A 26,287-nucleotide genomic window follows, 5' to 3' on the forward strand; every position below is an offset into this window, starting at 1 on the left:
CGATTACTCCTCGGGGATCGGCCGTTCGCCGACGATATTGAGGCCATAGCCTTCGATGGCCACGACGTTGCGGTGGGCGTTCGATAGCAGCGTCATGTCGTGTACGCCAAGATCGGCCAGGATCTGCGCCCCGATGCCGTAGCTGCGCAGGTCCATGTCCGGTCCGCCGCCGCCACCGCGCGCCGGATCGGCTTCGGGTGGATTGAACAGCAGCACGATCACGCCGCCGCCGGCCTTGCCCATTTCCACCATCGCGCGCTGGAGCGTGCGCTTGCGCGGGCCGGGCTGGCCCAGCAGGTCGTGGAAGGCGGAGAAGGTGTGGACGCGGGTCAGGGTCGGTTCGCCGGGGATGACCTGCCCCTTCTGGAGCACGAGGCTTTCGGTGCCATCGACCTTGTTGCGATAGGTGAGCAGGCGCCAGTCACCGCCATAGTCCGACGTGAAAGGCACTTCGGCCACCTTGGTGACAAGGTGATCGTGCCGGCGGCGGTATTCGATCAGGTCGCGGATCGTGCCGATCTTGAGGCCGTGGCGGCGGGCGAAAGGCACGAGATCGTCCATGCGCGCCATGGTGCCATCATCGCGCATGATCTCGCAGATCACGCCCGAGGGATTGAGGCCGGCAAGGCGCGAGATGTCGACCGCCGCTTCGGTATGGCCGGCGCGCACCAGCACGCCGCCGTCGCGCGCGATCAGCGGGAAAACGTGACCGGGGGTGACGATGTCGTCGCGGGTCTTGCCGGCGTCGATGGCCACCGCAACGGTGCGGGCGCGGTCGCCGGCGGAAATGCCGGTGGTCACGCCTTCGCGCGCTTCGATCGAGACGGTGAAGGCGGTTTCATGGCGCGTGCCGTTGTTGCGGCTCATCAGTTCCAGGCCGAGCTGTTCGCAGCGCGCGCGGGTGAGCGTGAGGCAGATCAGGCCGCGTCCGTGCGTGGCCATGAAATTGATGGCATCCGGCGTAGCCATCTGCGCGGGATGACCAGATCGCCCTCGTTCTCGCGATCCTCGTCATCGACCAGGATGAACATCCGGCCATTGCGCGCTTCCTCGATGATCTCCTCGATGGGAACGAGCGCAGGCGCATCGTCGCTCTCGCTGAGGACGCGCTCAAGCTTCGCAAGTGTGTCTGCCGTGGGGTTCCAGTTCGGCTGAGTCACGTCGCGCAGGGTGTTGGCGTGGAGGCCAGCGGCACGCGCGAGGCCGGAGCGGGACATGCCGCCATCGACGATGAGTCGGCGGATGCGTTCGATGAGGTCAGTAGACATGATTCGGGTATTTCACATTGTAGTGTGCAGTGCAAGCGGGGAATGTGACATCGTAATATCGCGAAAATTTCAGTTAACTGTGTCATTAAAATCACGCGCCGAATGGGTTGCCGCTACGGCAAGGCGCGAATGCGAATTGGCCATTGACAAGGAATCCCGCTCGTTATGTCCTGTGTTCCGGGGTAGCCCACATCAACGAGGGGCACCGCTGGAGAGAGAGGTCTGAGCTATGAGGGGCAAGCTTTCCCTGCTTGTTGGCGTATGCGCGTCGGCAGTTGCAACTCCCGCCTTCGCACAGTCTGCTGGTGGATCGGCAGATACCGAAGAAATCATCGTCACAGCGCAGCGTCAGTCGGAACGCCTGCAGGACGTTCCGATCGCGGTGAGCGCGTTTACGCCAGAGGCGCTGGACAAGCAGCAGATCAAGAACACCAGCGATCTGCAATTGTCGCTGCCCAACATCACCTTCACCAAGACGAACTTCACGTCGTCCAGCTTTACGATCCGCGGCATCGGCGACCTTTGCGTGGGCGTGACGTGCGACCAGGCCACCGCCATCCACCTCAATGACTCGCCGCTTTTCCAGACCCGTCTCTTCGAAGGCGAATTCTACGATCTTGCGCAGATCCAGGTTCTGCGCGGCCCGCAAGGCACGCTGTTCGGTCGCAACGCCACCTCGGGCGTGGTCGATCTGATCACAGCCAAGCCCGATCTCAGCAAGTTCGGCGCGTCGGGCGAAGCGGAATACGGCAACTACAACTCGATCAAGGTGAAGGGGATGCTGAATGCGCCCCTGACGGATACGCTCGGCGTCCGCCTTGCCGGGTTCTACCTCAACCGCGACGGCTACACGCTGAATCTCGCCAACGGCAAGCATTACGACGACCGCAATATGTATGGCCTGCGCGCATCGGTGCGCTGGGAACCGACGTCCGGGACGACGATCGACCTGATGGCGCAGTATTTCCGCGAAAAAGACCATCGCATGCGCATCCAGAAGCAGCTGTGCCAGCGCGATCCCACCGGCATCATCGGCTGCCTCAACGCCACGCAGGGCTATGGCGTCACCAACGGCAACAGCACGCTGGCTTCGGTCCTGACGTCCAAGCAGTTCTTCGCGATCCGCGGTCTGCCCACCGCCTTCGCGCTGGGCGATCTCTATGGCCCCGATAGCTATTCGGGCGTGGTCAATCCGGCCGATCCGCGCGTGATCAACACGGATACCGATCCGAACTACTTCACCGACGAATGGATCGTGGTGGGCTCTCTGGATCAGGATCTCGGCAAGGGCCTCAGCCTGAAGCTGACCGGGAACTTCGAAAGCGTCCGGGTCGATTCGAGCCAGGACTACACGAACTCGATCCAGAGCCGCGCGCTGATCCAGCCGACGCTGAACACGTTGGCGGCGGCCGCCTCCGGCGCGTTGGGCGCCGGCCTTGCCACCTATCTCAAGCCGGTGGCCGACGCGCTGATGCCGAACGGCCCGACCGGCGTGATCTGCACCTCGCTGCCGGAAGAGACGGGGACGGGCGTTTACGGCGGGCACAAGTCCTGCGCCATGTCGCCGCAGGACTTCGACCGTTCGGTCCAGTACAACAAGAGCTGGTCGGCGGAAGCGATCCTCAGCTCGAAGTGGGACGGCAAGTTCAACTTCCTGCTGGGCGGCATCTACAGCAAGCTGACGATGTCCGAAAACAGCTACTACGTGAACTCGTTCGGGCTGGACTATTTTGCCGGCGTGGGCGGTGCGTTCACGGCGCTGGGTTCGGCTCTGCCACCCGCCTATCTGGCGACGCCGTTCTACCGGAACAATTCGGACTACCTGAAGGTTTCGAGCTACGGCATCTTCGGCGAAGCGTACTACAAGTTCGATGACCGCATCAAACTGACGCTCGGCCTGCGCTACAACCACGATCAGAAGGACATCATCGCCCGCACGACGGTGTTCAACTGGCTCGTGCCGAACGGTTCGACCAACGCTTACACGTCGCCCTATTTCGGGTCGTATGACGCGGACGCCAATCTGCCGGGCAACCAGCCCTTCCAGGTTCGCAATGCCAAGTTCAACGAACTGACCGGGCGCGCGGTTCTGGACTTCCAGATCACGCCGGACAACCTGATCTATCTGTCCTACTCCCGCGGCTACAAGTCGGGCGGCATCAATCCGCCGCTGTCGCCGATCTTTGCGGTGCCGGAAACGTTTTCTCCGGAATTCGTCAACGCCTTCGAAATCGGATCGAAGAACCAGTTCGGCAAGCTGACGCTGAACCTCACCGGCTTCTACTACAAGTACAAGGATCTCCAGCTTTCGCGCATCGTCGCCCGCACGTCGGTCAACGATAACGTGAGCGCGAATATCTGGGGCCTGGAAGCCGAAGCGATCCTGCGGCCGACGCCGGGGCTGTCGGTGAACATCTCCGCCAGCTATCTCAATACGAAGGTTTCGGAAGACAAATACCTTGCCAACCCGCGTGACTTTGGCGGCGGCCGTTCCGATGCGGTCATCATCAAGGACATCACCAACGTGGCGAACTGCGCCGTCGGGGCCAACACCGCCGGGAATACCGCCGGGGTCAACGCCTTCGTCAACACGGTCAACACCCTTATCAACGCGGGCAGCATTCCCGGCGTTGCAGCGGGTGCCGGCTTGCGGCCAACGACCTCGTTCGGCGCGGGCAGCGGCATTGCCTCGACCGGTGCCTACAGCATCTGCGCGGCGTTGCAGGCGGTTGCTGCAACCAACGGTGCCGCGTTCGATCCGAAGGGCATCACCGTCTATACCTCGGGTATTCCGGTCAACATCAAGGGCAACAAGCTGCCCGGTGCGCCGGACTACAAGGTTGCGGCGGGCGTGCAGTACGAGATTCCGGCCGGCCGTCTTTCGATTACGCCGCGTTTCGACATCGTGCTGACGGGCACCTCGACCGGCAACATCTTCAACGGTGCCGTCAACCGGATCCCGAGCTACACCCAGATCAACGCGCAGGTGCAGATCGATGGTCCGGATCGCCGCTGGTTCATTCGCGGCTTCGTCCAGAATCTGGGCAACTCGAACCCGATCACGGGTCTGTACGTGACGGACCAGTCCTCGGGGAACTTCACCAACATCTTCACGCTTGAACCGCGCCGTTATGGCGTGGCGGCCGGTTTCCGCTTCTGATCGGGGAGGAAAGCGGAAAGGTGGAAGGCGTCGGGAGGCATGCTCCCGGCGCCTTTTCCTTTGGGTGGGACAATTTGTCCTGCCTCCTGCCCGTCGGCTTGGGGCGTGACAGGACGGGCGGGGCGCGGTAAGCGAGCGGGCAATGGGGGAACTGCGCGCCTTCTTGATCGGACATCGCCGCCTGGCGGCGATCGTCGTAGCGTTCGCGCTGCTGATGAAGGCGCTGTTGCCCGCTGGCTACATGGTGGGGCCGGCGCAGGGGCAGAAAATCCTGACTCTCCTCGTCTGTGCCGATGCTTCGGGCGATCATCTCGCTCGTCAGGTTCCCCTGCCGGCTTCCGGCCAGAAGGATGGCAATTCGCCATCGCACGATGTCTGCCCGTTCGCCGGACATGCCTTCGCGGCGCTGGGCGGGGCGGACCCTATCCAGATCGCGCTGGCGATCCTGTTCGTGCTCGCGCTGGGGTTCGCCCCCGCGCCGTTGCCGCGCCTTGCGCGTGCCCGCCACGTCTTGCCGCCGCCCTGCGGCCCTCCGGTCCGCGCCTGACAGCCTGAATCGTCCTGTCGGATCGGCCGGGCGGCGCGGATAATGCGCCCCCGGCATGCCGGAGTACCCCTGATGTATGAAATACTCGACCGTCCGCGTGGACGGTCTGGCGTGTGCGATAACGGCGCGATTGTCGTCCGCATGCGCGAAAATCGCTCGGCGCTCTCCCATGAGGCGCGCTCCGCCTTTGCCGCGCTGGCGTTCCTGTTGCTGATCCTGTCGATCGTGCCCGTTGTCCATGGGTATTGGCTGGTCCCCGCCTTCTCGCTGGCCGCCGTCGCCGCGCTGACGTTCGCGCTGGAGCGGCACCACAAGCAGGCGGCGCCGGCGGAAACGCTGGAAGTCGGCCCCGGTCGCCTACGTCATGCCGACAGCCATGGCCGGGTGACGGAATGCGAAGGCCCGTGGCTTTCGTTCCGGGTTGAAGCGCCAACGCCGTCGGCCCTGCGCCTGCTGGTGCGGACCGCGGCCGATGTGATCGAGATCGGCCGCTGCCTGAGCCTCGACGAACGGCGCGCGGTGGCGCCTGTCATCGCGGCGGCGCTGGGCGCGGCAACGGAGAGCAGGCCGTGAGCGGCCTTTTCACGCTCTCGCCCGCGCGCGCCGCGCACTTGCGTCGCATTCGCCGCCGGACATGGGCCGCCGTGGCCCTGTGCTTTGCAGCGCGTGGACTGGCCGCTGTGCCGGGGCTGCTGCTGCCGGGCATGGCATCGGCGCTGGACGAAGCGGGCGCTGTCTGCGTTTCGCCCGATTGCAGCCGGAAAACAGCGCATGACCGTTCCTGATCCTGACGATGCCGCTCCGCCAGCTGGCGACCGAAGCCTGCGCTGGCTGGCGGTCCTGCTGGTGTCGATCGGCCTTCTGGGTCTGGCGCTGGTGGCGTTCGGCGGCGGCAAGGGAGGACAGCCGGAGAACGCGGGAGGGCAGGATGTTGGCGAACAGCGGGCGGACATCGGCGGCCCGTTCACGCTGATCGCGCCTGACGGATCGCCCTTTCCCAGCACCAAGCTGGCGGGCAAACCCTTTGCCATCTTCTTCGGGTTCACCCGCTGCCCGGATGTCTGCCCGACCAGCCTGGCGCGGATGGCCCGGTTGCGCAAGCAACTGGGGACGGACGGCGGCCGGTTCGAGATCGTGTTCGTTTCGGTCGATCCCGGGCATGACACGCCGGCGGACGTGGGCCGCTATGCCGCGATGTTCGGCACGCCGATCCACGGCCTGACCGGAACCGACGCGCAATTGGCCGCGATCGAGAAGGCCTATGGCGTCTATGTCCAGAAGGTGCCGCAGCCGGGTGGCGATTACATGATCGACCATACCGCCGCGATCTACCTGATGGATGCCGCAGGCCGGTTTGCCGACACGATCAATTTCCAGGAACCCGAAGCGGAATCGCTGGGCAAGCTCAAGCGGCTGGTCGAACGAAGCTGATCCGGACCGCCAACCTCCACGGATTTCTCCCATGAATCAGAGATTCGCCCTCTACCGCACGATCTGGCGCTGGCATTTCTATGCCGGCCTGTTCGCGGTGCCGATGGTCCTGGTGCTTGCGCTGTCGGGATCGCTCTATCTGTTCAAGCCGCAGATCGAGCGGTGGGAAGAACGGGCTTTCCGCTCCCTGCCTGTTGCGGAAACCGTTTCGCCCGACGCGCAGGGTGAAGCCGCGCTGTCCGCCTTCCCGGGCGCGCGGCTTCATTCCTATCGCCTGCCCGAACGCGAAGGCGATGCCGCGCTGGTCCATATCGCCCTGCCGGGAGGGAAAGGGATGCGCGACGTGTTCGTTTCCCCGCAGGGCAAGGTGCTGGGCAGCCTTGACCCGGACAAGCGGATCATCGCGATCGATCGCGCGGTGCACGGGCAGCTGCTGCTGGGCAAGCGCGGAAGCTGGATCGTCGAGCTGGCGGCGAGCTGGGGCATCGTGATGATCCTGACCGGGCTTTACCTGTGGTGGCCGCGTGGACGGGGGCGGCGGGCGTGATCTACCCGCGCCTGACACGCGGGCCGCAGGCCTTCTGGCGCGATCTTCATGCGGTGACGGGGTTCTGGGTCTCGGGATTGGCGCTGGTGCTGCTGGTAACCGGGCTGCCGTGGGCCTCGGTCTGGGGTAGTGCGTTCAAGGCGGTGCGCACGGAGATGGGCTGGGTCAAGGGCAAGCAGGACTGGACGATCGGCGGGCGCGCCGCCGATGCCGACGATCACGCCGGGCACGATCATGCCGCGATGATGGCGGGGGCCGGGTCCATGCACGCCATGCCGGGCATGGCGCATGATCATGCCGGCGGGCCGACGCCGGTTTCGCTGACCGAGATCGTGGCGGAAGCCAGATCGCGTCACATGGCCTGGCCGGTGATCGTGATGCCACCGGGCGCGCCGGGGGCGTTCGGCGCCAAGCCCTCATTGGCGTGGATCGTGAAGGCGGACACGCAGAACCGTTTGCTGGGTGAAACCTACACGTTCGATGCGCGCACCGGCGCGCAGCGTTCGCACGAGACCTTTGCCGACAAGCACCCGATCGATCGCGTCGTGGGCTATGGCATTTCCTGGCACGAAGGCGCGCTGTTCGGCTGGGTGAACCAGTTGATCGGGGTGATGACCGCGCTGATGCTGGTGACGCTTGCGGTGAGTGGCTTCGTACTGTGGTTGCGGCGCAAGCCCGGCGGCGCGCTGGGCGCGCCACCGCTGCCGGCGGTGCCTGCGCGCAAGCGGGGCATGGCCGCGATCGCGCTGATGCTGGCCGCCTTCCTGCCGCTGCTGGCGCTGTCGATGGCGGCCATGCTGGTGATCGAGCGGCTGGTGCTGGTGCGGATCGCGCCCGCCGCGCGCTGGCTGGGTCTGGTGCGGACGGTTTAACGCCGCACCAGTTCCTCCTTTGACGTAACGTGGCCGGCCAGGTCTTCCGGATAGAAGTACACCGGCCGCAACTCGCCCGAAACGTAGCGGCTCACCTGATCGGCGAAGTGAGGCGAGGTGGGGTGGCCGCTTTCGCCCCCGGTGCTGACGGCCTTGGCCTTCACGCGCGGCCCGAATTCCACCACGGCGACGAAGCTGTTGCCGCGCGTGCCGTAATAGCGCTTCGTACCCGGATAGCGCTGCGCGCCGAACGCGGCGAGCGAGCCCCATTGCGCCGACGTGAAAGGCACGGGCGTGCTGGGCTTCGCGTCATCGAACGTCTGGCGGATTGCCCCATCGTTGCGCTGGTAGCGGTTGATTTGGCCCCAGGGCACGCGCCAATCGCCGAAATCGGCCTTGAGCCGGGCGGTCGCTTCGTCCAGCGCGGCAAGGCGCTGGGCATCGGTGGCGTGATCGGCCATCCAGTCCCACACCGTGATGCCCGAACGCTTGGCCTCGTCCGCGCCCTTGGCCCAGAGCGCTTCGCCCCAGAACACGGCAAGGCTGGTCGCCGTGGAATCGAGCGCCCAGCGCTGGTCCCAGCCGCGCAGCAGCGCCACCGGTTCCGCGCGCGCCGGGTCGGGGGCCTTGTCATGCGCGGCGATCAGGCCGGGCAGCAGGCGCGTGAAGGCGGGCAGCCACGGATCGTAGGCGGCGGCGATCAGGCGATCGGGCGTGAAATCGGAGCGGGCCGACAGCACCTTTTCGGCATGGGCGCCGCGCGGGTTCTCGCCCACCTGATCCATGTAGCGGGGAAAGGCCTTCGCCTTCGGGCTGTCCGCCCCGGCAGCGGTCCACGGCCAGTTGTTGACGTTGAACGCCCAGCCGTTCTTCGGGTTCACCACTTGCGGCAGATCGGACAGCGCGTGCAGCCCCTTCCAGTCGGTTGCCGGATCGCTGCCGTCGACCGGCTTGCGGTAATCGAAGCGGTCGTCGCGCACCGGCACGAACTGCGGGTGGAGGTAGGCGATCTCGCCCTTGTCGTCGGCGAACAGCGTGTTGTTGGAGGAATTGGCCTTGCGCTCGGCCACTTGCAGGAAGCCCGCCAGATCGCGCGCCTTGGTGCGCAGGAAGCTCTGTTCCAACGCGGGCACGGGCTTGTTCATCAGCGCGAAGGCGATCCACTTGCCGTCCGCTTCGCGCACGATCGGGCCGTGGTGCGTGGCATAAGTGGTGAAGGTGCGCGTGGCCATGGCGCCATCGGGTTTGCGGTAGGCGAGCGTGACCGGCTTCACCGTCACTTTGCGCAAGGCGCCGCCGTACCCGTAATAGAGATCGCCATCGGGCGAAGGCGCGATCGTTTCGGCGAACTCGTCCACGTTGTCGATACCGCTGGAGGTATGCATCCAGCCGGCGTGCGGGTTGAAGCCCTGGTAGACGAAGAACTGCCCCCAGGTGGACGCGCCATAGACGTTCAAGCCTTCGCTGCTGGTCACCTGCTGTTCGGAGCGGAAGAAGAAGCTGGTGTGCGGATTGATCAGCAGCAGCGCGTGCCCGTCCTGCGTGTGCGACGGCGCGATCACCATGCCGTTGGAACCCTGCGGCTCGCGGAACTGCGTGCCGCGTTCCAGCGCGGTCATGGCGATGGCGCGCTTTTCGTAGAACGCCTGCAACTGGCTCAGCGGCACGCTTTCGATATCGCCGCCGATGCTGCCTTCGGTGAAACTGAGCGCCATCCACGGTTCGAACCGGGTCAGCACGCGCGGCTTCACCTCCGGGTGATCGGCCAGGAAGGCGTTGAGGCCGGCGGCCCAGGCGTCCATCAGCGCCTTCAGCCACGGCGAACTGGCGGCGTAATCGGCCTTCAGCACCTCGGGGTCGATGAACAGGCGCTGGCGCAGGTCCGACCACAGCGCACCTTCGCCCTCGGCCTCGGCCAGCCGGCCCAGGTTGGTGAGGTAGTTGACCTCGATCCGGTTGAAGTCGTCCTCGGCCTGCGCATAGATCATGCCATAGACGGCATCTGCGTCGGTCTGGCCGGTGATGTGGGCGATGCCCCAGTCGTCGCGCTGGACCACCACGTTGCGCGGCGCATCGGCGGCGCGGGCGTGCGGTGACCATGCGCCGAACAGGGCCAGTGCTGCCGCAGAACCGAAATACGCCCGGCCGATGGAGTGCCGCATCTTGTCTTGTTCCTCTGGTGCCGTGAAGCCGGATGGCTTCGTCGCACGCGCCGGGCCATACGCCAAGCGTGGATTCCGGTCAGGCCAGCGCCATCAGGCCAGCGTCATCAAACTGGCGTTTCCTCCGGCCGCGGTGGTGTTGATCGACACGGACTGTTCGCCCACCAGCATCGCCGGTGCATAGCCGCCGGTGGCGCACGACGCTTCGGCGGTGACGATCGGGCCGGGCAGCGTGGCAAGCGCCTTTTGCACGGCTGCGACGAAGGCGCCGTCTCCGTGGACCAGCGCGCGGGCGAACGGCCCTGCCTGCCGCCAGTCCGCCGGTGCCAGCACCCGCTCTGCCAGCGCGGAGGGCAGGGATGGCAGCAATGCGGAATCGGCGATGACGGCCGTGTTGCCGTGCGCGGTCGCGGCCTCGACCTGTGCGGCCAGGGCGGCGCCGTCCTGCGCGAACAGGATCACGCGCCCGGCGGGGCCGGTGCGGTAGAGGTTGTGTTCGCCCACCGGACCGGGCAGCACGACCTCCGCATCCACCGGGAACGGCAGCGCGGGGCGCGGCTGGACAAGGCGCTGGAGATAGAGCGGCCCGCCCGCCTTCGGTCCGGTGCCCGAAAGCCCGTGTCCGCCGAAGGGCTGCACCCCCACCACCGCGCCGATTACGTTGCGGTTGACGTAGATGTTGCCGACATGGATGCGGCTGGTGACGCGCGCGATCGTATCGTCGAGCCGGGTGTGGAGGCCGAAGGTCAGTCCAAAGCCCCAGGCGTTGATCGCATCGACCAGCGCGTCGATGTCCTGCCGGCGATAACGGATCACGTGCAGCACCGGGCCGAAGACTTCCTGTTCCAGATCGGACAGGGCCTCGAGTTCGATAATCGTCGGCGCGACGAACGTGCCGGCCCCGGTTCCGTCGGGCAGCGGCAGGCGCTCGACCTTGCGCCCGCGCGCGCGCATCGCGTCGACGTGCGCCTCGATCCGCGCCTGTGCTTCGGCGGTAATGACCGGGCCGATGTCCGCCGCCAGCCGGTCGGTGCGGCCGATGCGCAGCTCCGCCAGCGCGCCCTTAAGCATGGCGAGCACCCGGTCGGCCACGTCTTCCTGCAGGCACAGCACGCGCAGCGCGGAGCAGCGCTGCCCCGCGCTGTCGAAGGCCGAGGCGATGACATCGGCCACAACCTGTTCGGCCAGCGCCGAGGAATCGACGATCATCGCGTTCTGCCCGCCGGTCTCCGCGATCAGCGGGATAGGGCGGCCAGTGGCGGAAAGGCGGGTGGAAAGCTGCTTCTGGATCAGGCGGCCGACGTCGGTGGAGCCGGTGAACATCACCCCCGCCGTCTCCGGCGCGCCGACCAGCGCCGCACCGATCGCGCCATCGCCGGGCACGAACTGGAGCACGTCGGCCGGCACGCCCGCGGCGTGCAGCAGGCGCACGGCTTCGGCCGCGATCAGCGGGGTTTCCTCGGCGGGTTTGGCCAGCACGGGATTGCCGGCGACGAGCGCGGCGGCGACCTGCCCGGTGAAGATCGCCAGGGGGAAGTTCCACGGGCTGATGCACACGACCGGCCCCAGCGGCGTGCTGCCGGCAAGGTCGCTGCGCGCGCGGACCGCGTAGTAGCGCAGGAAATCGACAGCCTCGCGTACTTCGGCCACGGCGTTGGGCACGGACTTGCCCGCTTCGCGCACGATCAGGGCGAGCAGATCGGGCATCGCCGCTTCCAGCGCATCGGCCCCACGCTCCAGACACGTCGCGCGCGCGTTGATCGGCGTGGAAGCCCAGGTGGCGGCCGCGCCGGCGGCGATGCGGACCGCTTCGCGCGCGGCTTCGGCGGTCACATCCGCCACGGTGCCGACGGTGTCGTCGTGCTCGGCGGGATTGCGTACCGGCCGCGCCGGAAGCGTGGCGAGGCGCGGGGAGGGCGCGGCGTGGACCGGCTCGCGGCTGGCGGCGGCGAAACGTTCGGCCAGATCGGCCAGCACGGCCTCGCTGGACAGGTCCACGCCCCGGCTGTTGCGCCGGCCGGGATAGAGCGCGCCGGGCAGCGCGATGTTCGGGTGCGGCGCGCCGGGAATCGGCATGGCGCGGACCTGCTCCACCGGATCGGCGATGATCTCCTCCACCGGCACGGCCTCGTTGGCGATGCGGTTGACGAACGAGGAGTTCGCCCCGTTTTCGAGCAGGCGCCGGACAAGGTAGGCCAGCAGCGTCTCATGCGTGCCCACCGGGGCATAGATGCGGCAGGGGCGGTCCAGCTTGTCCGCGCCGACGACTTCCTCGTACAGCGGTTCGCCCATGCCGTGCAGGCACTGGAACTCGTAAGCCCCGGAGGCGAAGTCCGGCCCGGCCATGGCGTAGATCGTCGCCAGCGTGTGCGCGTTGTGCGTGGCGAACTGCGGGAACACCGCGTCCGGGGCGTCCAGCAGGCGGCGCGCGCAGGCGATATAGGCGACATCGGTGTGGACCTTGCGGGTATAGACCGGGAAATCGGCCAACCCGTCCACTTGCGCCCGTTTGATCTCGGCGTCCCAGTAGGCGCCCTTGACCAGCCGCACCATGATTCGCCGGCCAGACCGGCGCGCCAGCGCGACGATCCAGTCGATCACATGGGGGCAGCGCTTGCCATAGCCCTGCACCACGAAGCCAAGACCGTTCCAGCCGGCAAGATCGGGATCGAGCGCCAGGCTTTCCAGCAGGTCGAGCGAGAGTTCGAGCCGGTCGGCTTCCTCGGCGTCGATGTTGAGGCCGATGTCGAACCGCTTGGCGAGTTCGCACAGGCCCTTCACGCGCGGCAGGAGTTCGGACATCACGCGATCCGCCTGCGCGCGGGCATAGCGCGGATGGAGCGCGGAGAGCTTGATCGAGATGCCTGGGCCGTCCACGATGCCGCGCCCGGCCGATGCCCGGCCGATGGCGCGGATCGCGTTCTCGTAATCGGCCAGGTAGCGCGCCGCGTCGTCCGCCGTCATCGCGGCCTCGCCCAGCATGTCGTAGCTGTAGCGGAAGCCTTTCGCCTCCAGTTCGCGCGCGCGCTCCAGCGCTTCCTCGATGGTGCGGCCGGTGACGAACTGTTCGCCCATCATCCGCATGGCCAGATCGACGCCGCGCCGGATGATCGGTTCGCCGGCGCGGGCGATGAGGCGGGTCAGCGCGTTGCCGAGGTTGCGGTCGTCGACGCTGGCGGTGAGCTTGCCCGTAACCACCAGCCCCCAGGTGGCGGCGTTGACGAACAGCGATCGGTTGCCACCGATATGGGCGCGCCAGTCGCCACCGGCGATCTTGTCGCGGATCAGGGCGTCGCGCGTGGCGTCGTCGGGAATGCGCAGCAGGGCTTCGGCAAGGCACATCAGCGCCACGCCTTCCTGCGTGGAGAGCGCGAATTCCTGCACGAGCTGGTCCACGCCGCTGCCCTTGGGGCGGGCGCGTAGCGCTTCGACCAAGCGGCGGGCCAGCGTGGACGCTTCGGCGCGGGCCGCGTCTGGCAGCGTCGCCTGGGGCAGCAGCGCGGCAATGCAGTCCTGCTCGGGCCGCCGATAGGCGGCGGTGATCGCCTGGCGCAGCGCATCCTGTTCGCGGATGGGGGGAGCGAAATCGGCGAAGGGCGGGCGCGTGGTCATGGGGTGAACCTCTGGAACGGGATGCCACGATCCTATCAGAAGCGGGAAAAGCAATCTGGCTTATTTGGCGCGTTTGAGATAGGGAGTTTGAGAAAAATGGGGATAGAAAAGGGCAATATGCCTCAAGAAAACGATATTGAAAGGCATCTTGACCAGTTCGACAAGCGCATTCTCGACGTGTTGGGGCGCGAGGGGCGGTTGCCCGTGACCGAGCTGGCGGAGCGTGTGGGGCTCTCGAAGACGCCGTGCCAGGTCCGCCTGAAACGGCTGGTTGATGACGGCGTCATCACCGGCTTTCGCGCGGTGATCGACCCTGCGCGGCTGGGGCTGGATCACATCGCCTTTACCGAAGTGAAGCTGTCGGACACGCGCGAGCAGGCGCTGGCCGAGTTTAACCGCGGGGTGAAGGCGATCGCGGAAGTGGAGGAATGCCACATGATCGCCGGCAATTTCGACTACCTGCTGAAAGTCCGCACCGCCAACATCGCCCGGTTCCGCGCCGTGCTGGGCGAGAAGATTTCCCGCCTGCCGCATGTTTCGCACACGTCCACGTTCGTGGTGATGGAAGCGGTCAAGGATCTGTCGGGCCGCGCGCCCTGAGCTGAACGATAAGGCCGTGCGCGGGCGATGGCCGGTTTTCCAGCGTCAGCGACAGGCCATAGGCGGTCGCGATGTCGTGCGCGATGGCAAGGCCCAGGCCCGATCCGGGCTTGCCGGGATCGAAGCGGCTGCCAATTTCGAAAGCGCGGGCGATGTCGCCGACGGCAAGGCCGGGGCCATCGTCGATCACGCGGACGCTGCCGTCCTCGCCAATCACCAGTTGCACCCGGCTTTCGGACCACTTGCCCGCGTTGTCGATGAGGTTGGAAAGCAGTTCGGACAGGTCCACCGGATCGACCGGCCACGCCGCCTCCGGTCCGGCGTGGTTGACGAGATCGAAGCGCTTGTCCGGGTGCAGCCGGCGCATGGCCGAGAGGATCGGCGCCAGCACGTCGGACAGGCGGCTGATCGCGCCCGGCGCGCCCGATCCGGCGGCGGAGCGGGCGCGGGCGAGCTGGTATTCGATCTGCTGCGCCATCAGCCGGGTCTGTTCCAGCAGTACCGCGGCGGAGGCGGAGGTGCCGCCATCCTGCGCCAGCCGTTCGGCCTCGTCGGTGATGACCGCCAGCGGCGTGCGCAGCGCGTGGGCGAGGTTGCCGGCCTGCACCCGCGCGCGATCGACGATTGCGGTGTTGTGGGCGATATAGGCGTTGAGGTCGTCCACCAGCGGCGCGATCTCCACCGGGTAGTGTCCGTCCAGCCGCGCGGTGGTGCCGGCGCGCAGGCGCGAGGTGGCCTGCGCCAGCCGGTCGAGCGGGCGGAAGCCGAACACCACGATGAACAGCCCCGTCGCCACCAGCGCCACGGCCAGCGCCAGCAGCCACAGCGTCAGTTCGCGCGTGAACCGGGCGATGGTTTCGTCGAGCAGGCGCTGGTCGGTGGCGATCACGAAGTGGATGTCTCGCCCGCTGGGGCTTTTGCGGATCAGACCATAGGTGATGGCGGGGCCGGTCGGCCCGTTGTCGAGCCGGTGGACGATGACCGGGCCATGGGCGACGTCCTCGTCCAGCGCGCCGCGCGTCATCGAGGCGGAGCGCAGGATCATGCCCCGGTCCACGCTGACTTGCCAGTAGAAGCCCGAAAGCGGCACCAGATAGCGCGGATCGGACAGCGGGCGGGTGAGTTCGATGTGTTCGCCGGGGCCGATCTTCACCAAGCCGGCCAGCTCGCGGACGTGGACGTCCAGTTCCTCGTGGTACTGTTCCTCGATGTGCTTGGTGAAGACGCGCGTGGCCGAGAACCAGATGCCGCCGATACCGAGGCCGACCCACACGAGGATGGCCAGCAACACGCGCGCGCGCAGGCTGTTCAGCAGCCCGCGCGGGTCGGGGAGGGGGGCGTGGTGGGTCATCGTTCGAACCTGTAGCCCAGCCCGCGCAGCGTGGTGATGCGGTCGCGACCGATCTTGCGGCGCAGGCGCGAGACCAGCACTTCCACCGCGTTCAATTCCCGCTGGCTGTCGAGATCGTAGAGATGCTCGATGATATCGCCCTGCGAGAGCACCTGCCCGGCGCGGCGCAGGAACAGTTGCAGCAGGCGGAACTCCTGCTTGCTCAGCACCAGCGGCTCGCCATCGCGCAGCGCGGTGCGGCTGACCGGATCGAGCCGGATGCCGGCTTCCTCCAGCCAGGGATCGTGCTTGCCCGCGTGGCGGCGGAACAGCGCGTTCAGCCGGGCCAGCAGTTCCTCGAAACGGACCGGCTTGACCACGAAATCGTCGGCGCCGGCGTTCAGCCCTTCCACTTTGTCCTGCCAGCTTCCGCGCGCGGTCAGGATCAGGATCGGGCATTCGACGCGGCGCGCACGCCAGAAGCGCAGCAGGTCCATGCCGGTGCCGTCTGGCAGGCCCAGATCGAGGATCACCGCCGCCATCTTGTCCATGTCGGGCCAGTCTTCGCCTTCTGCGCGGTTGCGCGCGAGATCGACGGCAAAGCCTGCGCCGCGCAGGCGGTCGGACAGGCGGCGCGCCAGTTGTTCGTCATCCTCGACCAGCAGCAGCCGCATCGTTGTTGTCCTTCTCCTCCGCCGATCGGTGAGCAATCGCGAAAAAGCTGTCAGTATTCTCCCAAACTGACAAGCTCCTGTCAGGTTCGTGGCTATTGCCCCTGATATGGACAAGCGGATTCTTGCAGGCGGCGTGGCTGCCGTCGTTCTCGCCGGCGGTGCTTTCTGGTGGAGTGCCAGTCGTGCGCCGGCTCCCGAAGCAACGGAAAGCGCGACGGAAAAAGCCGGCGCGCAGGCGCTGACAGCGGCGCAGATCGAGCGCCTTGGCATCCAGGTGAAGCCAGCGGAAGACGCCGGCGCGCTGCCGATCGGTTCGGTGCCCGCGCAAGTCAATCTGCCGCCCGAAGCGCGCGTGGCGGTGACCACGCCTTTCGCCGGAACCGCGGTACAGGTTCTGGTGATCCAGGGACAGGCGGTTGCGAAGGGGCAGGCGCTGGCCGTGGTGCGCGCGGCGGAGCCGGTGCAGTTCGGCGCCGAACTTGCGCGATCCGAAGCCGATCTGGCGCTGACACGGGCCAACGCCAACCGGCTTTCGCAACTCGCGCGCGAGGGCGTCGTTGCCGGCGTCCGCGCCGACGAGGCCAGCGCCGCGCTTCAGCGCAGCGAGGCAAGCGTGCGCGAGAACCGGCGCCTGCTGGCGCTGGCCGGCGCGGGGCGCGATGGCACGGTCACGTTGCGCGCGCCCATTGCGGGACGCGTGGCGACGGCGACGGTCGAAACCGGTGCAGCCGTCGGCGGCGGCGCGGCGCCTTTCGTGATCGAAAACACCTCGGCGCTGCGGCTGGACCTGCAATTGCCCGAACGGATGGCGCGGCAGGTGCAGCCGGGCATGGCAGTGCAGGTGCCGCTGGAGGGCGGCGCCACCGTCACCGGCAAGATACTTTCGGTCGGCGCCTCGCTCGATCCGGTCACGCGCTCGATTGCGGCGAAGGCCACCCTTTCGGCCTCTGACGGGCTGGTGCCCGGCAAAGGCGTCACCGCGGTGATTGGCGGCGCATCCGGCGCCAGCGGCGTGGCGGTGCCGGTCAGCGCGGTCACCCGGATCGACGGACAGGATTACGTCTTCGTGCGCAAGGGCAATGCCTTCGAGCGGCGCAAGGTGGCCGTCGCCATCGAAACCGGCGGGCGGGCGGTGCTGTCCGGCGGAATCCGGGTCGGGGAACAGGTGGCGACGACGGGCGTGACCGAACTCAAGTCGCTGGCGGGGCAGTAAGGCGATGCTGCGGAGGCTGGTCGAAAAAGCGCTGTCGCTGCGCCTCGTGATGATCGGGCTGGCGCTGGTGCTGGCCGGCGCGGGGGCGTGGTCGTTCGTCAACCTGCCGATCGATGCGTTTCCGGACATCAGTTCCACGCAGGTCAAGATCATCCTGAAGGCGCCAGGCATGACGCCCGAGGAAGTCGAAAGCCGGGTGATCGCGCCGATCGAGATGGAGATGCTGGGCATCCCCGACCAGAACGTGCTGCGCTCGGTCGCCAAGTACGCGATTGCGGACATCACGATCGACTTCAAGGACGGCACCGATATCTACTGGGCGCGGAACCAGGTGGCGGAGCGCCTGAACGGGGCGATGGGCGACCTGCCCAATACGGTGACTGGCGGCCTCGCGCCGATTTCCACCCCGTTATCCGACATGTACATGTTCACGCTGGAAGGGCCGCAAAGCCTTGCCGAAAAGCGGCGGGCACTCGACTGGATCATCCGTCCCGCGCTGCGCACGGTGCCCGGCGTGGCCGATGTCAATTCGCTGGGCGGCCATGCCGAAACGTTCGAGGTTTCGCCCAATCCGGCAGCGATGGCGGCGGCGGGGCTGACCGTTTCCGACCTCACTACCGCGATCGAGGGCGGCAACCGCAACGATGGCGCGGGGCGTCTGGTCACTGGCGAGGAAGCGCTGATCGTGCGCTCCACCGGTGCGATCCGCACGCTGGACGACCTTTCCTCCGTGGTCGTGCGCTCCTCGCCCGCCGGCATCGTGCGCGTGGGCGATCTCGCCACGGTGCGGATCGGCAGCCTGACCCGTTACGGCGCGGTGACGCGCGACGGCAAGGGCGAAGCGGTGGAAGGCCTCGTCATCGGCCTGAAGGGCGCGGATGCTTCGAAAGTGGTGCAGGGGGTCAAGGCACGCCTGACCGAGATTGCGCCCAGCCTGCCCAAGGGCATGTCCGTATCGGTGTTCTATGACCGGTCCGAACTGATCGGGCACGCCGTTGGCACGGTCGAGGAAGCGTTGCTCGAAGCGACCGTGCTGGTGATCGTGCTTTTGCTGCTGTTCCTGGGGGATGCGCGCGCCTCGGTCATCGTTGCGCTGGCGCTGCCGATGGCGGCGCTGCTCACGTTCATCTGCATGCGGGCGATCGGCCTCACCGCCAACCTGATGAGCCTGGGCGGCCTCGCCATCGCCGTGGGAATGCTGATCGACGGCGCGGTGGTGGTGGTGGAGAATGTGGTCGAGCGCCTTTCGGACGAGAGACATGCGAAATCGGGCAAGCTCTACAACGTCCTGGTGGCCTCGGCCGAAGTGGCGACTCCGGTCGCTTCGGGCATGGCGATCATCGCGCTGGTGTTCCTGCCGCTGCTGACGCTGGAAGGGCTGGAGGGCAAGCTGTTCGCCCCCGTGGCGCTCACGATTGTGCTGGCGCTGCTGTCGGCGCTTGTGCTGTCGCTGACGCTCGTGCCGGTGCTGGCCTATTACGTGCTGAAAGTGCGGCTGGGCCATCACGAACCATGGCTGATGCGCCAGCTGGGGCCGCGCTATGCCGCGCTGCTCAAGGGCGCGTTTGCGCGCAAGCGGCTGGTGTTCTCGATCGCGGGCGTCTCGCTGCTGCTGACGGGCGTGGCCTATTCGGCGACAGGAAAGACTTTCCTGCCGACGATGGATGAAGGCTCGGTGATCGTGCAGCTTACCAAGGTGCCGAGCATCTCGCTGCCGCACAGCCTTGACGACGACATGAAGGTGCAACGGGCCATCCGGGCGAAAGTGCCGGAAGTGACCGAAGTGATCGCCCGCACCGGTTCCGACGAACTGGGCCTCGATCCGATGGGCCTCAACGAGACCGACAGTTTTCTCAAACTCAAGCCGCGCAGCGAATGGCGCGTCAACGACAAGGACTGGCTGGTCGAGGAAATTCGCAAGGTCATGGAAGACCTGCCGGGTATCCAGCCGACGTTCACCCAGCCGATCGAGATGCGCATCTCCGAAATGCTGACCGGCGCGCGCGGGGATCTGGCAATCAAGCTGTTCGGGCCTGACATCGCCGAGCTTTCGCGCCTGGCCGGGCAGATCCAGCAACGCCTCCAGACCATCCCCGGCACGAGCGAGGCGGTGACCGTGGCGAACGACAAGGTGGACTACCTCCAGTTCGACATCGACCGTGCGGCGGCCGGGCGCGTCGGCATGCCGGTCAACGACCTGCAGGACGCGATGCGCGCGCAGGTGGAAGGCGTGCGCGCGGGCGTGGTGGCCGAAGGCGTGCGGCGCGTGCCGATCGTGGTGCGCGGCGATAGCGGCGCGCAGGACGCGGGCGTGCAGTCCTTCGCCGACCAGCTTTACCGTTCGCCGTCGGGCCAGCTGGTGCGCGCGAGCGACGTGGCGAAAGTCTCGCGCGTGGAAGGGCCGGTCAAGCTGGAGCACGAGAACGGATCGCGCTTCGCGATGATCCAGGCCTTCGTTTCCGGCCGCGACCTTGTGGGCTACGTGGACGAGGCCAAGGCCGACATCGCGCGCAACGTGAAGCTGCCGGCAGGATACCGGATCGTCTGGGGCGGGCAATTCGAGAACCAGCAACGCGCCTCGGCCCGCCTGGCGCTGGTGCTGCCGATCTCGCTGGCGATGATCTTCGTGGTGCTTTACGCCACGCTGCGCTCAGTGCGGGCCTCCCTGCTGATCCTCGTCAACATTCCCTTCGCGATGGTCGGCGGGATGATCTCGCTGGCGATGTCGGGGCAGTATCTCTCCGTGCCCGCCTCGGTTGGCTTCATCGCGCTGCTGGGCATCGCTGTGCTGAACGGGCTCGTCATGGTGAGCTATTTCCGCCAGTTGCGCGAAGGCGGTATGCCCCTGGCCGACGCGGTGCGGCGCGGCGCGGCGCGGCGGCTGCGACCGGTGCTGATGACCGCCACGATCGCCGCCTTCGGCCTTGTCCCGCTGCTGTTCGCGACGGGGCCGGGATCGGAAATCCAGAAGCCACTGGCGATTGTGGTGATCGGCGGGCTGATCTCGTCCACGCTGCTCACGCTGGTGCTGCTGCCGATCCTCTACGAACGCTTCGGGGAATCGCGGGCCGAACGGGAGGCGGGAGATCGCGTTGTCGATCCCGGATCCGGGGCCGTGGAAGAAGGGGAGGCGTCCCATGCGTAAGCATGCGCTGCTCGCGCTTCCCGCGCTTCTGGCGGCCCTGCCGGCGCTGGCGGCGGACCCGGGCCTGCCCGATACCGAGGCCGTGCGGGCCGCGCTCGACGCGCATCCCAGCGTGCAGGCGGCGGACGCGCGGGTTGATGCCGCGCGCGCCGAAGCCGGAGCATTGCGGCGGGGCACGCAGGAGTTCAATCTCTATACCAGCTACATGAGCCGCACGGTCGACCGGGAAGGGCGCTACAACGAGTTCGACGCGCAATTGACCCGCCCGGTGCGCCTGCCCGGCAAGGGGCGGCTCGACCGGCAGATCGGCGACCTGGGGATCGAGGCCGCGCACAACATGGCCGAGGACGCGCGGCATCAGGCAGCGCTGGTGCTGGCACAGGAATGGTGGGACTGGCTGGGCGCGGCGGAGGAAGCCAAAGTCGACCGGCAGGCGGTCAGCAATCTGGAAGCCACGCTCAAGGCCGTGCAGCGGCGCGTGGCGTTGCGCGATGCCGCGCAGCTGGACGCCGATCAGGCCGCTGCCGCGCTGGGAACGGCAAAAGTCGCCGCCGCGCAGTCGGCGGGGCGGGCGCAACTCGCCCGCGTGCGGCTGGCAACCCATTTTGCCTCGTTGCCCTTGCCGGTGGAGGCGCCCGAAGTGCCACGGCCGGTCATGCCGGGCGAGAGCCTGGAAAGTTACGGCGCGCGGATGTTCGTGCGCAGCCACGAAATCGCGGCGGCGGAGGCGGAACTGCACAAGCGCGAAGCCATGGCCGAGCGCGTCCGCCAGGACCGGTTGGCCGATCCCAGCGTGGGCGTGCGCCTGTTCTCCGAACGCGGCGGCATGGAAAAGGGCGCCGGCGTGATCTTCTCCATGCCGATCGGCGGCGGGCACCGCACCGCGCTGGCCGATCAGGCCGATGCGCAGGCGAACGCGGCGCGCGCCGACGCGCTGGCCGCGCGCATGGCGGTACAGGAGACGGCCAGCGGCGATATCGCCGAGGTACGCTTCCGGTACGAAAGCTGGCAACGCGCGCGCGAAGCGCTGGATGCGCAGGTGGCGGCGCTGGTGAAGCTGCGGCGTGGCCAGGCAGCGGGCGAGATCGATCTTTCCGATGTGCTGTTCGGCGAGCGACAGGTGCAGGACGCGTTCCGCGCCGAGGCCGCCGCACGCACCGAGGCAATGCGGATGCTCACGCGCATCCGCATCGACAGCCACGAACTGTGGATCGGCGATGCGGAGGATGCGGCGAAGCAATAGCGCTGAGGGGCATTCGGCGACGCTGGAAATCCCACCCCCAATCCCTCCCGCAGGCGGGAGGGGAGCGAGACTTGCGTCGCCGCAGGCAGCCTTAGCCGCTTCGGGGTGGGCGCTGCCTTTGCAAGCGAAGCGACAATTGCCAAAAAAGGGCGGGAAACGACCCGCCCCTTCTCGCCTTACATGTAGGATTCTTCCGCCGAGGGCGGCGGTGCTTGCCACGCCTGCTTCGCCTGCTCGAGCGAGAACGGCGCGCCCAGCGCGACCCAGCCGGCGAACGCGGCAGCGAGTATCACGCTGACGATCAAACGCCACGCCGGAGCGAACGTGGGGTGTTCGACGGCTTGCGTGAAAGCCTTGTGCCCGGACAGCATCGGGTGGACCAGATTGTCGCGCTTCACGAACAGGTAGAACAGGACAGCGGCGACGTGAAGGGCCACGAACAGCAGCAGGATATTGAACACGACCTCGTGCGCTTCGCCTGCCGCATCGCCCGTATCGTAGGAAACGAAATGGTTGAGCGGGCCAGAAGCGACCGCATCGCTATCCTGCGCGATCAGGCCCAGGCCCACTTGCAGCGCCAGCAGGCCCAGCAGGACCAGCACGCTCCAGCCGCCCAGCGGATTGTGTCCGACGATGGTCGGCGCCTTGCCTTCGCGCGATGCCCTGAGATAGGCGAGGACGGCGCCCGGCCCCTTCACAAAGCTGCCGAAGCGAGCGGTCGATCCGCCGAGGAAGCCCCACAGCACGCGGAACACCACCAGCCCCAGCATGACGAGGCCGATGGTCTTGTGCAGATCGATCTTGCCGTTTTCACCGGTCCACCAGAGCGCGCCGAACAGCGCGACGACACTCCAGTGGAACAGGCGAACCGGCGCGTCCCAGAGCCGGACCTTGCCCATCAGTGGCGTTCGCGGAAGTTGTCGTGGCAGCCCTTGCACGCGCCGCCGACCGCCGGGAAGGCGGTACGGATGCGGTTAAGATCGCCGCTGGTAGCCGCCGCCCGAAGATCGCCGGCCTTCGTCACGAGATTACGCGTAGCGCCCTGGAAATCGGCCGGGCGCTGCCAGATGGCGGCGAGCGCTTCGGTCTTCACGCCCGATTCCGGGCCGGAGCCGCGCGGGAACCCGTGGCCGACGTGGCCGGCCGCCTGGTTCAGCGACTGCGCGCTGGCGCGGATCACGCCAAGGTCGGGCGCGGGCTTCTTCAGCTCCTCCCCGATAGCCTTCATCGCGCGGCCCAACTGCTTGAAGTTCGCCTGGCGCGCGGCGACCGTTTCGGCTGGCGTCGCGGCGATCGCGGAAACCACGGTTCCCGAAGCGGCCAGCGCGGCGAGGGCGAGAACGATGTGCTTTTTCATCCGTGAAGGCTCCTTGGAAATTCCATCCGGGCATAGCGCAAAAACCGGGGCTTGCGACAGGGGATTTGTCGCAAACCGTATCCGTTCTCCCACCCTTTTCAGGGCGCTTTCCTTCGTGTCAGGCGTTGCTCGATCCGCTGGCGATCCGCGCGGCGCGCACGGTGTTGGCCAGCAGGCAAGCGATGGTCATCGGGCCGACGCCGCCGGGCACCGGCGTTACCGCGCGCGCATGTTCCAGTTCGTGCGTGGCGCAATCGCCGACGATCTTCGAGGAGCCGTCATGATCGGTGACCCGGGTGATGCCCACGTCGATCACCACCGCACCGGGCTTGACCCAATAGCCGCGCACCAGTTGCGGCGCGCCGGCGGCGGCGACGATGATATCGGCCTTGCGCGCCACGTCGGGCAGGTCGCGCGTTTCGATGTGGGTGACGGTAACAGTCGCCTCACGTTCGAGCAGCAGCATCGATACCGGCTTGCCGACGATGTTCGACTTGCCGATCACCACGGCGTTGAGGCCGCGGTAATCGTCGATCACGCTGTCGAGCAGCATCATGATGCCGAGCGGGGTGCAAGGCACCAGCCCGCCGGTGCCGGTCGAAAGGCGGCCGACGTTGACGGGGTGGAACCCGTCGACGTCCTTGAGCGGGCTGATCCGGTCGAGCACGCGCGCGGCATCGATGCCCGTGGGCAGCGGCAGCTGGACGAGAATGCCATGCACGGCCGGATCCGCGTTGAGCTGGTCGATCAGCGCGTGGAGTTCGCCTTCCGCCGTCGTTGCCGGCATGCGGTGTTCGAACGAGACGATCCCGGCCTTGCGGCACTGGGCGATCTTGCGGCCGACATAGACCTCGCTGGCGGGATCGTTACCGACCAGCACCACAGCAAGGCCGGGCGGCGTACCGGTTTCCGCCACGATCTGCCGGACTTCGTCCGCTGTGCGCTCGGTCAGCGCGCGCGCCATGGCTTTGCCATCGATGATCTGGGCCATCTTTCATCTCCCCCTGCGTACCGGAACCGTGTGCCGGAATTTCGTCCGGACCGGAGCTGGCGGCTAGCATAAATTGTATGTGTTGCATACAAAATTTGCGCGATGTCCGTACCGGCGAGCCACAGACAAAAAAGGGGCCGGCCAGTTGCCCGGTCGGCCCTTGAAAGTTTGGGAGAGGATGCCTGAAAGGCCCGCTCCATATGGGTTGGTTACGAATTGTGTGCAAGTGCGAAATAAAAATACCTTAATGCATTTTTTGCAACTGTAAAACGCGTCCTCGTGCATAATATTTATAAAAATCAACATATTATGCTATGGAAACGAGCTTGCGGCTGCCGCCGAACCTGATCCTTGACCGTAAAATCCTGCCTGAAGTGTCTCGCTAGCGAGACGGATTTTGCGAAAGCGAACGACGCTCAGGCCGCCGCCGCGCTTTGCCCCGTCATGTCGAGCGCCAGCGCTTCGGCCACGCGGATGCCGTCCACCGCCGCCGAGAGAATGCCGCCCGCGTAGCCAGCGCCTTCACCTGCGGGATAGAGGCCGCGCGTGTTTACGCTCTGGAAGTCGGCCCCGCGCCGGATGCGGATGGGGGAGGAGGTGCGCGTTTCCACTCCGGTCAGCACCACGTCGGGGTGATCGTATCCGGGAACCTGCCGGCCAAACGCGGGCAGCGCCTCGCGGATCGATTCGATCACGAAATCGGGCAGGCATTGCGAAAGATCGGTCAGGTGAACGCCGGGCTGGTAGGACGGCGTGACCTCCCCGAACGTGGTGGAGGGCCGGCCGGCCAGGAAATCGCCCAGCTTCTGCCCCGGCGCCTTATAGTTCGAACCGCCGGCGACATAGGCCAGCGATTCCCAGTGGCGTTGATAGGCGATGCCCGCCAGCGGGCCGCCGGGATAATCGCGATCCGGGCTGATATCGACAACGATGCCCGAATTGGCGTTGAATTCGGCGCGCGAATACTGGCTCATGCCGTTGGTGACGACCCGCCCTTCCTCGCTCGTCGCGGCGACGACGCGTCCGCCGGGGCACATGCAGAAGCTGTAGACCGTGCGGCCGTTGGAACACTGGTGCGAGATCGAATAGGCGGCCGCGCCCAGGATCGGGTTACCGGCACCGGAACCATAGCGGGCCTTGTCGATCCAGCTTTGCGGATGTTCGATCCGCACGCCGATCGCGAAAGGCTTGGCTTCCACGTACACGCCGCAATCGTGCAGGACATGGAACGTATCGCGCGCGCTGTGGCCAACCGCGAGCACGACATGGCTGGCCGGCAGGAACTCGCCATTGCTGAGGTGCAGGCCCCTCAAGGAGCGGGTGCCGTCGGCGGCGGTCTCGATCTCGAAATCCTCTACGCGGGTCTGGAAGCGGTATTCGCCGCCCAGCGCCTCGATCGTTTCGCGGATGCTCATGACCATGGTGACGAGCCGAAACGTGCCGATATGCGGGTGCGCCTCGGTCAGGATGTCGTCTGGCGCGCCCGCCTTGACGAATTCGACCAGCACCTTGCGGCCCAGGTGGCGCGGGTCCTTGATCCGGCTGTAGAGCTTGCCGTCGGAGAACGTGCCCGCGCCGCCTTCGCCGAACTGGACGTTCGATTCCGGCGTCAGCACGCTGCGGCGCCACAGACCCCAGGTATCTTTGGTCCGTTCGCGCACCGCCTTGCCGCGCTCGATGATGATCGGGCGGAACCCCATCTGCGCCAGGATCAGGGCCGCCAGCAGCCCGCAAGGGCCGGCGCCGATGACCACCGGGCGCGGGCTTGCGGAAGGGAGGGGCGCCGTGGTGACGAAGCGGTAGGCGGTATCGGGCGTGGGGCGGACGTGCGGGTCGCCGGCGAGGCGCGCGAGCACGGCGGCTTCGTCGGCCAGTGTCACGTCGATCGCATAGACCAGCTTGATCGCGCTCTTGCGCCGCGCGTCATTGCCACGCCGGGCAATGGTGTAGCGCACGAGGTCGGAGGGCGTGATGCCCAGCCGTTCGACGATCGCGGCTTCCAGCGCTTCGGGCGTGTGGTCGAGCGGCAGCTTGAGTTCGGTAATGCGCAGCATGGCTCCGTCCCTAGTCGTCCGCGTGGCGCAGGGAAAGCCGGCAAACTTTTTCGCGTGACCGGGCGGTGCCGAGGCTATATC

Annotated in this window: 19 protein-coding genes and 1 pseudogene; 11 read left to right on the top strand and 9 right to left on the bottom strand. The window is 66.9% G+C overall.

Features of this window, described 5'->3' with window-relative positions; translation table 11 throughout:
- Positions 1-3 precede the first annotated feature (3 nt).
- Positions 4-1,268: pseudogene (ribB, locus tag F1640_RS17615) on the bottom strand (3,4-dihydroxy-2-butanone-4-phosphate synthase).
- Positions 1,269-1,497: 229 nt separating this feature from the next.
- On the opposite strand from ribB, the gene F1640_RS17620 reads away from it, so the two are divergent.
- The 7 genes from F1640_RS17620 (at position 1,498) to F1640_RS25415 (ending at position 7,825) form a co-directional block, all read left to right on the top strand.
- The gene (locus F1640_RS17620) at positions 1,498-4,428 is read left to right on the top strand and encodes a TonB-dependent receptor (protein ID WP_194920403.1); all 2,931 of its coding nucleotides are present in this window, start codon (positions 1,498-1,500) and stop codon (positions 4,426-4,428) included.
- 163 nt (positions 4,429-4,591) lie between these two features.
- Positions 4,592-4,975 carry a hypothetical protein gene (locus F1640_RS17625; protein ID WP_194920405.1) on the top strand — a complete coding sequence of 128 codons (384 nt, stop codon included), beginning with the start codon at positions 4,592-4,594 and terminating at the stop codon, positions 4,973-4,975.
- Positions 4,976-5,047: 72 nt separating this feature from the next.
- On the top strand, positions 5,048-5,548 hold the full coding sequence (locus F1640_RS17630; protein ID WP_194920407.1) for a DUF2244 domain-containing protein: 501 nt from the start codon (positions 5,048-5,050) through the stop codon (positions 5,546-5,548).
- Positions 5,545-5,760, top strand: a complete 216-nt coding sequence (locus tag F1640_RS17635) for a hypothetical protein (RefSeq protein ID WP_194920409.1) — start codon at positions 5,545-5,547, stop codon at positions 5,758-5,760. The genes F1640_RS17630 and F1640_RS17635 overlap by 4 nt, the downstream gene beginning before the upstream one ends.
- A complete protein-coding gene (locus tag F1640_RS17640; RefSeq protein ID WP_194920412.1) occupies positions 5,747-6,406 on the top strand; it encodes an SCO family protein in 660 nt (219 codons plus the stop codon). Before F1640_RS17635 ends, F1640_RS17640 begins: the two co-directional genes overlap by 14 nt.
- A 31-nt stretch (positions 6,407-6,437) precedes the next feature.
- Entirely contained in the window at positions 6,438-6,953 is a 516-nt protein-coding gene (locus F1640_RS25410) for a PepSY domain-containing protein (RefSeq protein WP_255530400.1), read from the top strand.
- Positions 6,923-7,825 carry a PepSY domain-containing protein gene (locus tag F1640_RS25415; protein ID WP_309229296.1) on the top strand — a complete coding sequence of 301 codons (903 nt, stop codon included), beginning with the start codon at positions 6,923-6,925 and terminating at the stop codon, positions 7,823-7,825. Before F1640_RS25410 ends, F1640_RS25415 begins: the two co-directional genes overlap by 31 nt.
- On the opposite strand, the gene F1640_RS17650 is transcribed toward F1640_RS25415, so the two are convergent.
- Together F1640_RS17650 and putA are read right to left on the bottom strand one after the other, a co-directional pair.
- Positions 7,822-9,987: a penicillin acylase family protein gene (locus F1640_RS17650; protein ID WP_194920420.1), complete on the bottom strand. Its 2,166-nt coding sequence runs from the start codon at positions 9,985-9,987 to the stop codon at positions 7,822-7,824. The two genes, F1640_RS25415 and F1640_RS17650, sit on opposite strands and share 4 nt — an antisense overlap.
- 93 nt (positions 9,988-10,080) lie before the next feature.
- Positions 10,081-13,599, bottom strand: coding sequence for a bifunctional proline dehydrogenase/L-glutamate gamma-semialdehyde dehydrogenase PutA (putA, locus tag F1640_RS17655; RefSeq protein WP_194920422.1), 3,519 nt, complete (start codon positions 13,597-13,599; stop codon positions 10,081-10,083).
- 117 nt (positions 13,600-13,716) lie between these two features.
- On the opposite strand from putA, the gene F1640_RS17660 reads away from it, so the two are divergent.
- On the top strand, positions 13,717-14,199 hold the full coding sequence (locus tag F1640_RS17660; RefSeq protein WP_124808830.1) for an Lrp/AsnC family transcriptional regulator: 483 nt from the start codon (positions 13,717-13,719) through the stop codon (positions 14,197-14,199).
- On the opposite strand, the gene F1640_RS17665 is transcribed toward F1640_RS17660, so the two are convergent.
- Together F1640_RS17665 and F1640_RS17670 are read right to left on the bottom strand one after the other, a co-directional pair.
- Positions 14,171-15,550 (bottom strand): sensor histidine kinase, encoded by a 1,380-nt coding sequence (locus tag F1640_RS17665; RefSeq protein WP_194920424.1) that lies wholly within the window; start codon positions 15,548-15,550, stop codon positions 14,171-14,173. The two genes, F1640_RS17660 and F1640_RS17665, sit on opposite strands and share 29 nt — an antisense overlap.
- Positions 15,547-16,203: a response regulator transcription factor gene (locus F1640_RS17670; RefSeq protein ID WP_194920426.1), complete on the bottom strand. Its 657-nt coding sequence runs from the start codon at positions 16,201-16,203 to the stop codon at positions 15,547-15,549. The genes F1640_RS17665 and F1640_RS17670 overlap by 4 nt, the downstream gene beginning before the upstream one ends.
- 106 nt (positions 16,204-16,309) lie before the next feature.
- Here F1640_RS17670 and F1640_RS17675 point away from each other — a divergent pair, with 106 nt between their 5' ends.
- From F1640_RS17675 to F1640_RS17685, 3 genes are read left to right on the top strand one after another with little or no spacing between them, the layout of a single operon-like run.
- A complete protein-coding gene (locus tag F1640_RS17675; RefSeq protein ID WP_206694708.1) occupies positions 16,310-17,416 on the top strand; it encodes an efflux RND transporter periplasmic adaptor subunit in 1,107 nt (368 codons plus the stop codon).
- A gap of 4 nt (positions 17,417-17,420) precedes the next feature.
- Positions 17,421-20,561 carry an efflux RND transporter permease subunit gene (locus F1640_RS17680; protein ID WP_194920429.1) on the top strand — a complete coding sequence of 1,047 codons (3,141 nt, stop codon included), beginning with the start codon at positions 17,421-17,423 and terminating at the stop codon, positions 20,559-20,561.
- Entirely contained in the window at positions 20,554-21,804 is a 1,251-nt protein-coding gene (locus tag F1640_RS17685; RefSeq protein ID WP_194920432.1) for a TolC family protein, read from the top strand. Before F1640_RS17680 ends, F1640_RS17685 begins: the two co-directional genes overlap by 8 nt.
- Before the next feature lie 176 nt (positions 21,805-21,980).
- Here the strand turns inward: F1640_RS17685 and F1640_RS17690 are convergent, their stop codons facing one another.
- From F1640_RS17690 to F1640_RS17705, 4 genes are all read right to left on the bottom strand, one after another.
- The gene (locus F1640_RS17690; protein WP_194920434.1) at positions 21,981-22,703 is read right to left on the bottom strand and encodes a cytochrome b/b6 domain-containing protein; all 723 of its coding nucleotides are present in this window, start codon (positions 22,701-22,703) and stop codon (positions 21,981-21,983) included.
- The gene (locus F1640_RS17695; protein ID WP_124808837.1) at positions 22,703-23,161 is read right to left on the bottom strand and encodes a cytochrome c; all 459 of its coding nucleotides are present in this window, start codon (positions 23,159-23,161) and stop codon (positions 22,703-22,705) included. Before F1640_RS17695 ends, F1640_RS17690 begins: the two co-directional genes overlap by 1 nt.
- Before the next feature lie 118 nt (positions 23,162-23,279).
- The gene (folD, locus tag F1640_RS17700) at positions 23,280-24,152 is read right to left on the bottom strand and encodes a bifunctional methylenetetrahydrofolate dehydrogenase/methenyltetrahydrofolate cyclohydrolase FolD (protein ID WP_194920436.1); all 873 of its coding nucleotides are present in this window, start codon (positions 24,150-24,152) and stop codon (positions 23,280-23,282) included.
- A gap of 416 nt (positions 24,153-24,568) precedes the next feature.
- Positions 24,569-26,206, bottom strand: a complete 1,638-nt coding sequence (locus tag F1640_RS17705; protein WP_194920438.1) for an NAD(P)/FAD-dependent oxidoreductase — start codon at positions 26,204-26,206, stop codon at positions 24,569-24,571.
- Positions 26,207-26,287: the final 81 nt, after the last annotated feature.

Source organism: Novosphingobium sp. NBM11 (assembly GCF_015390225.1).
Classification (GTDB): domain Bacteria; phylum Pseudomonadota; class Alphaproteobacteria; order Sphingomonadales; family Sphingomonadaceae; genus Novosphingobium.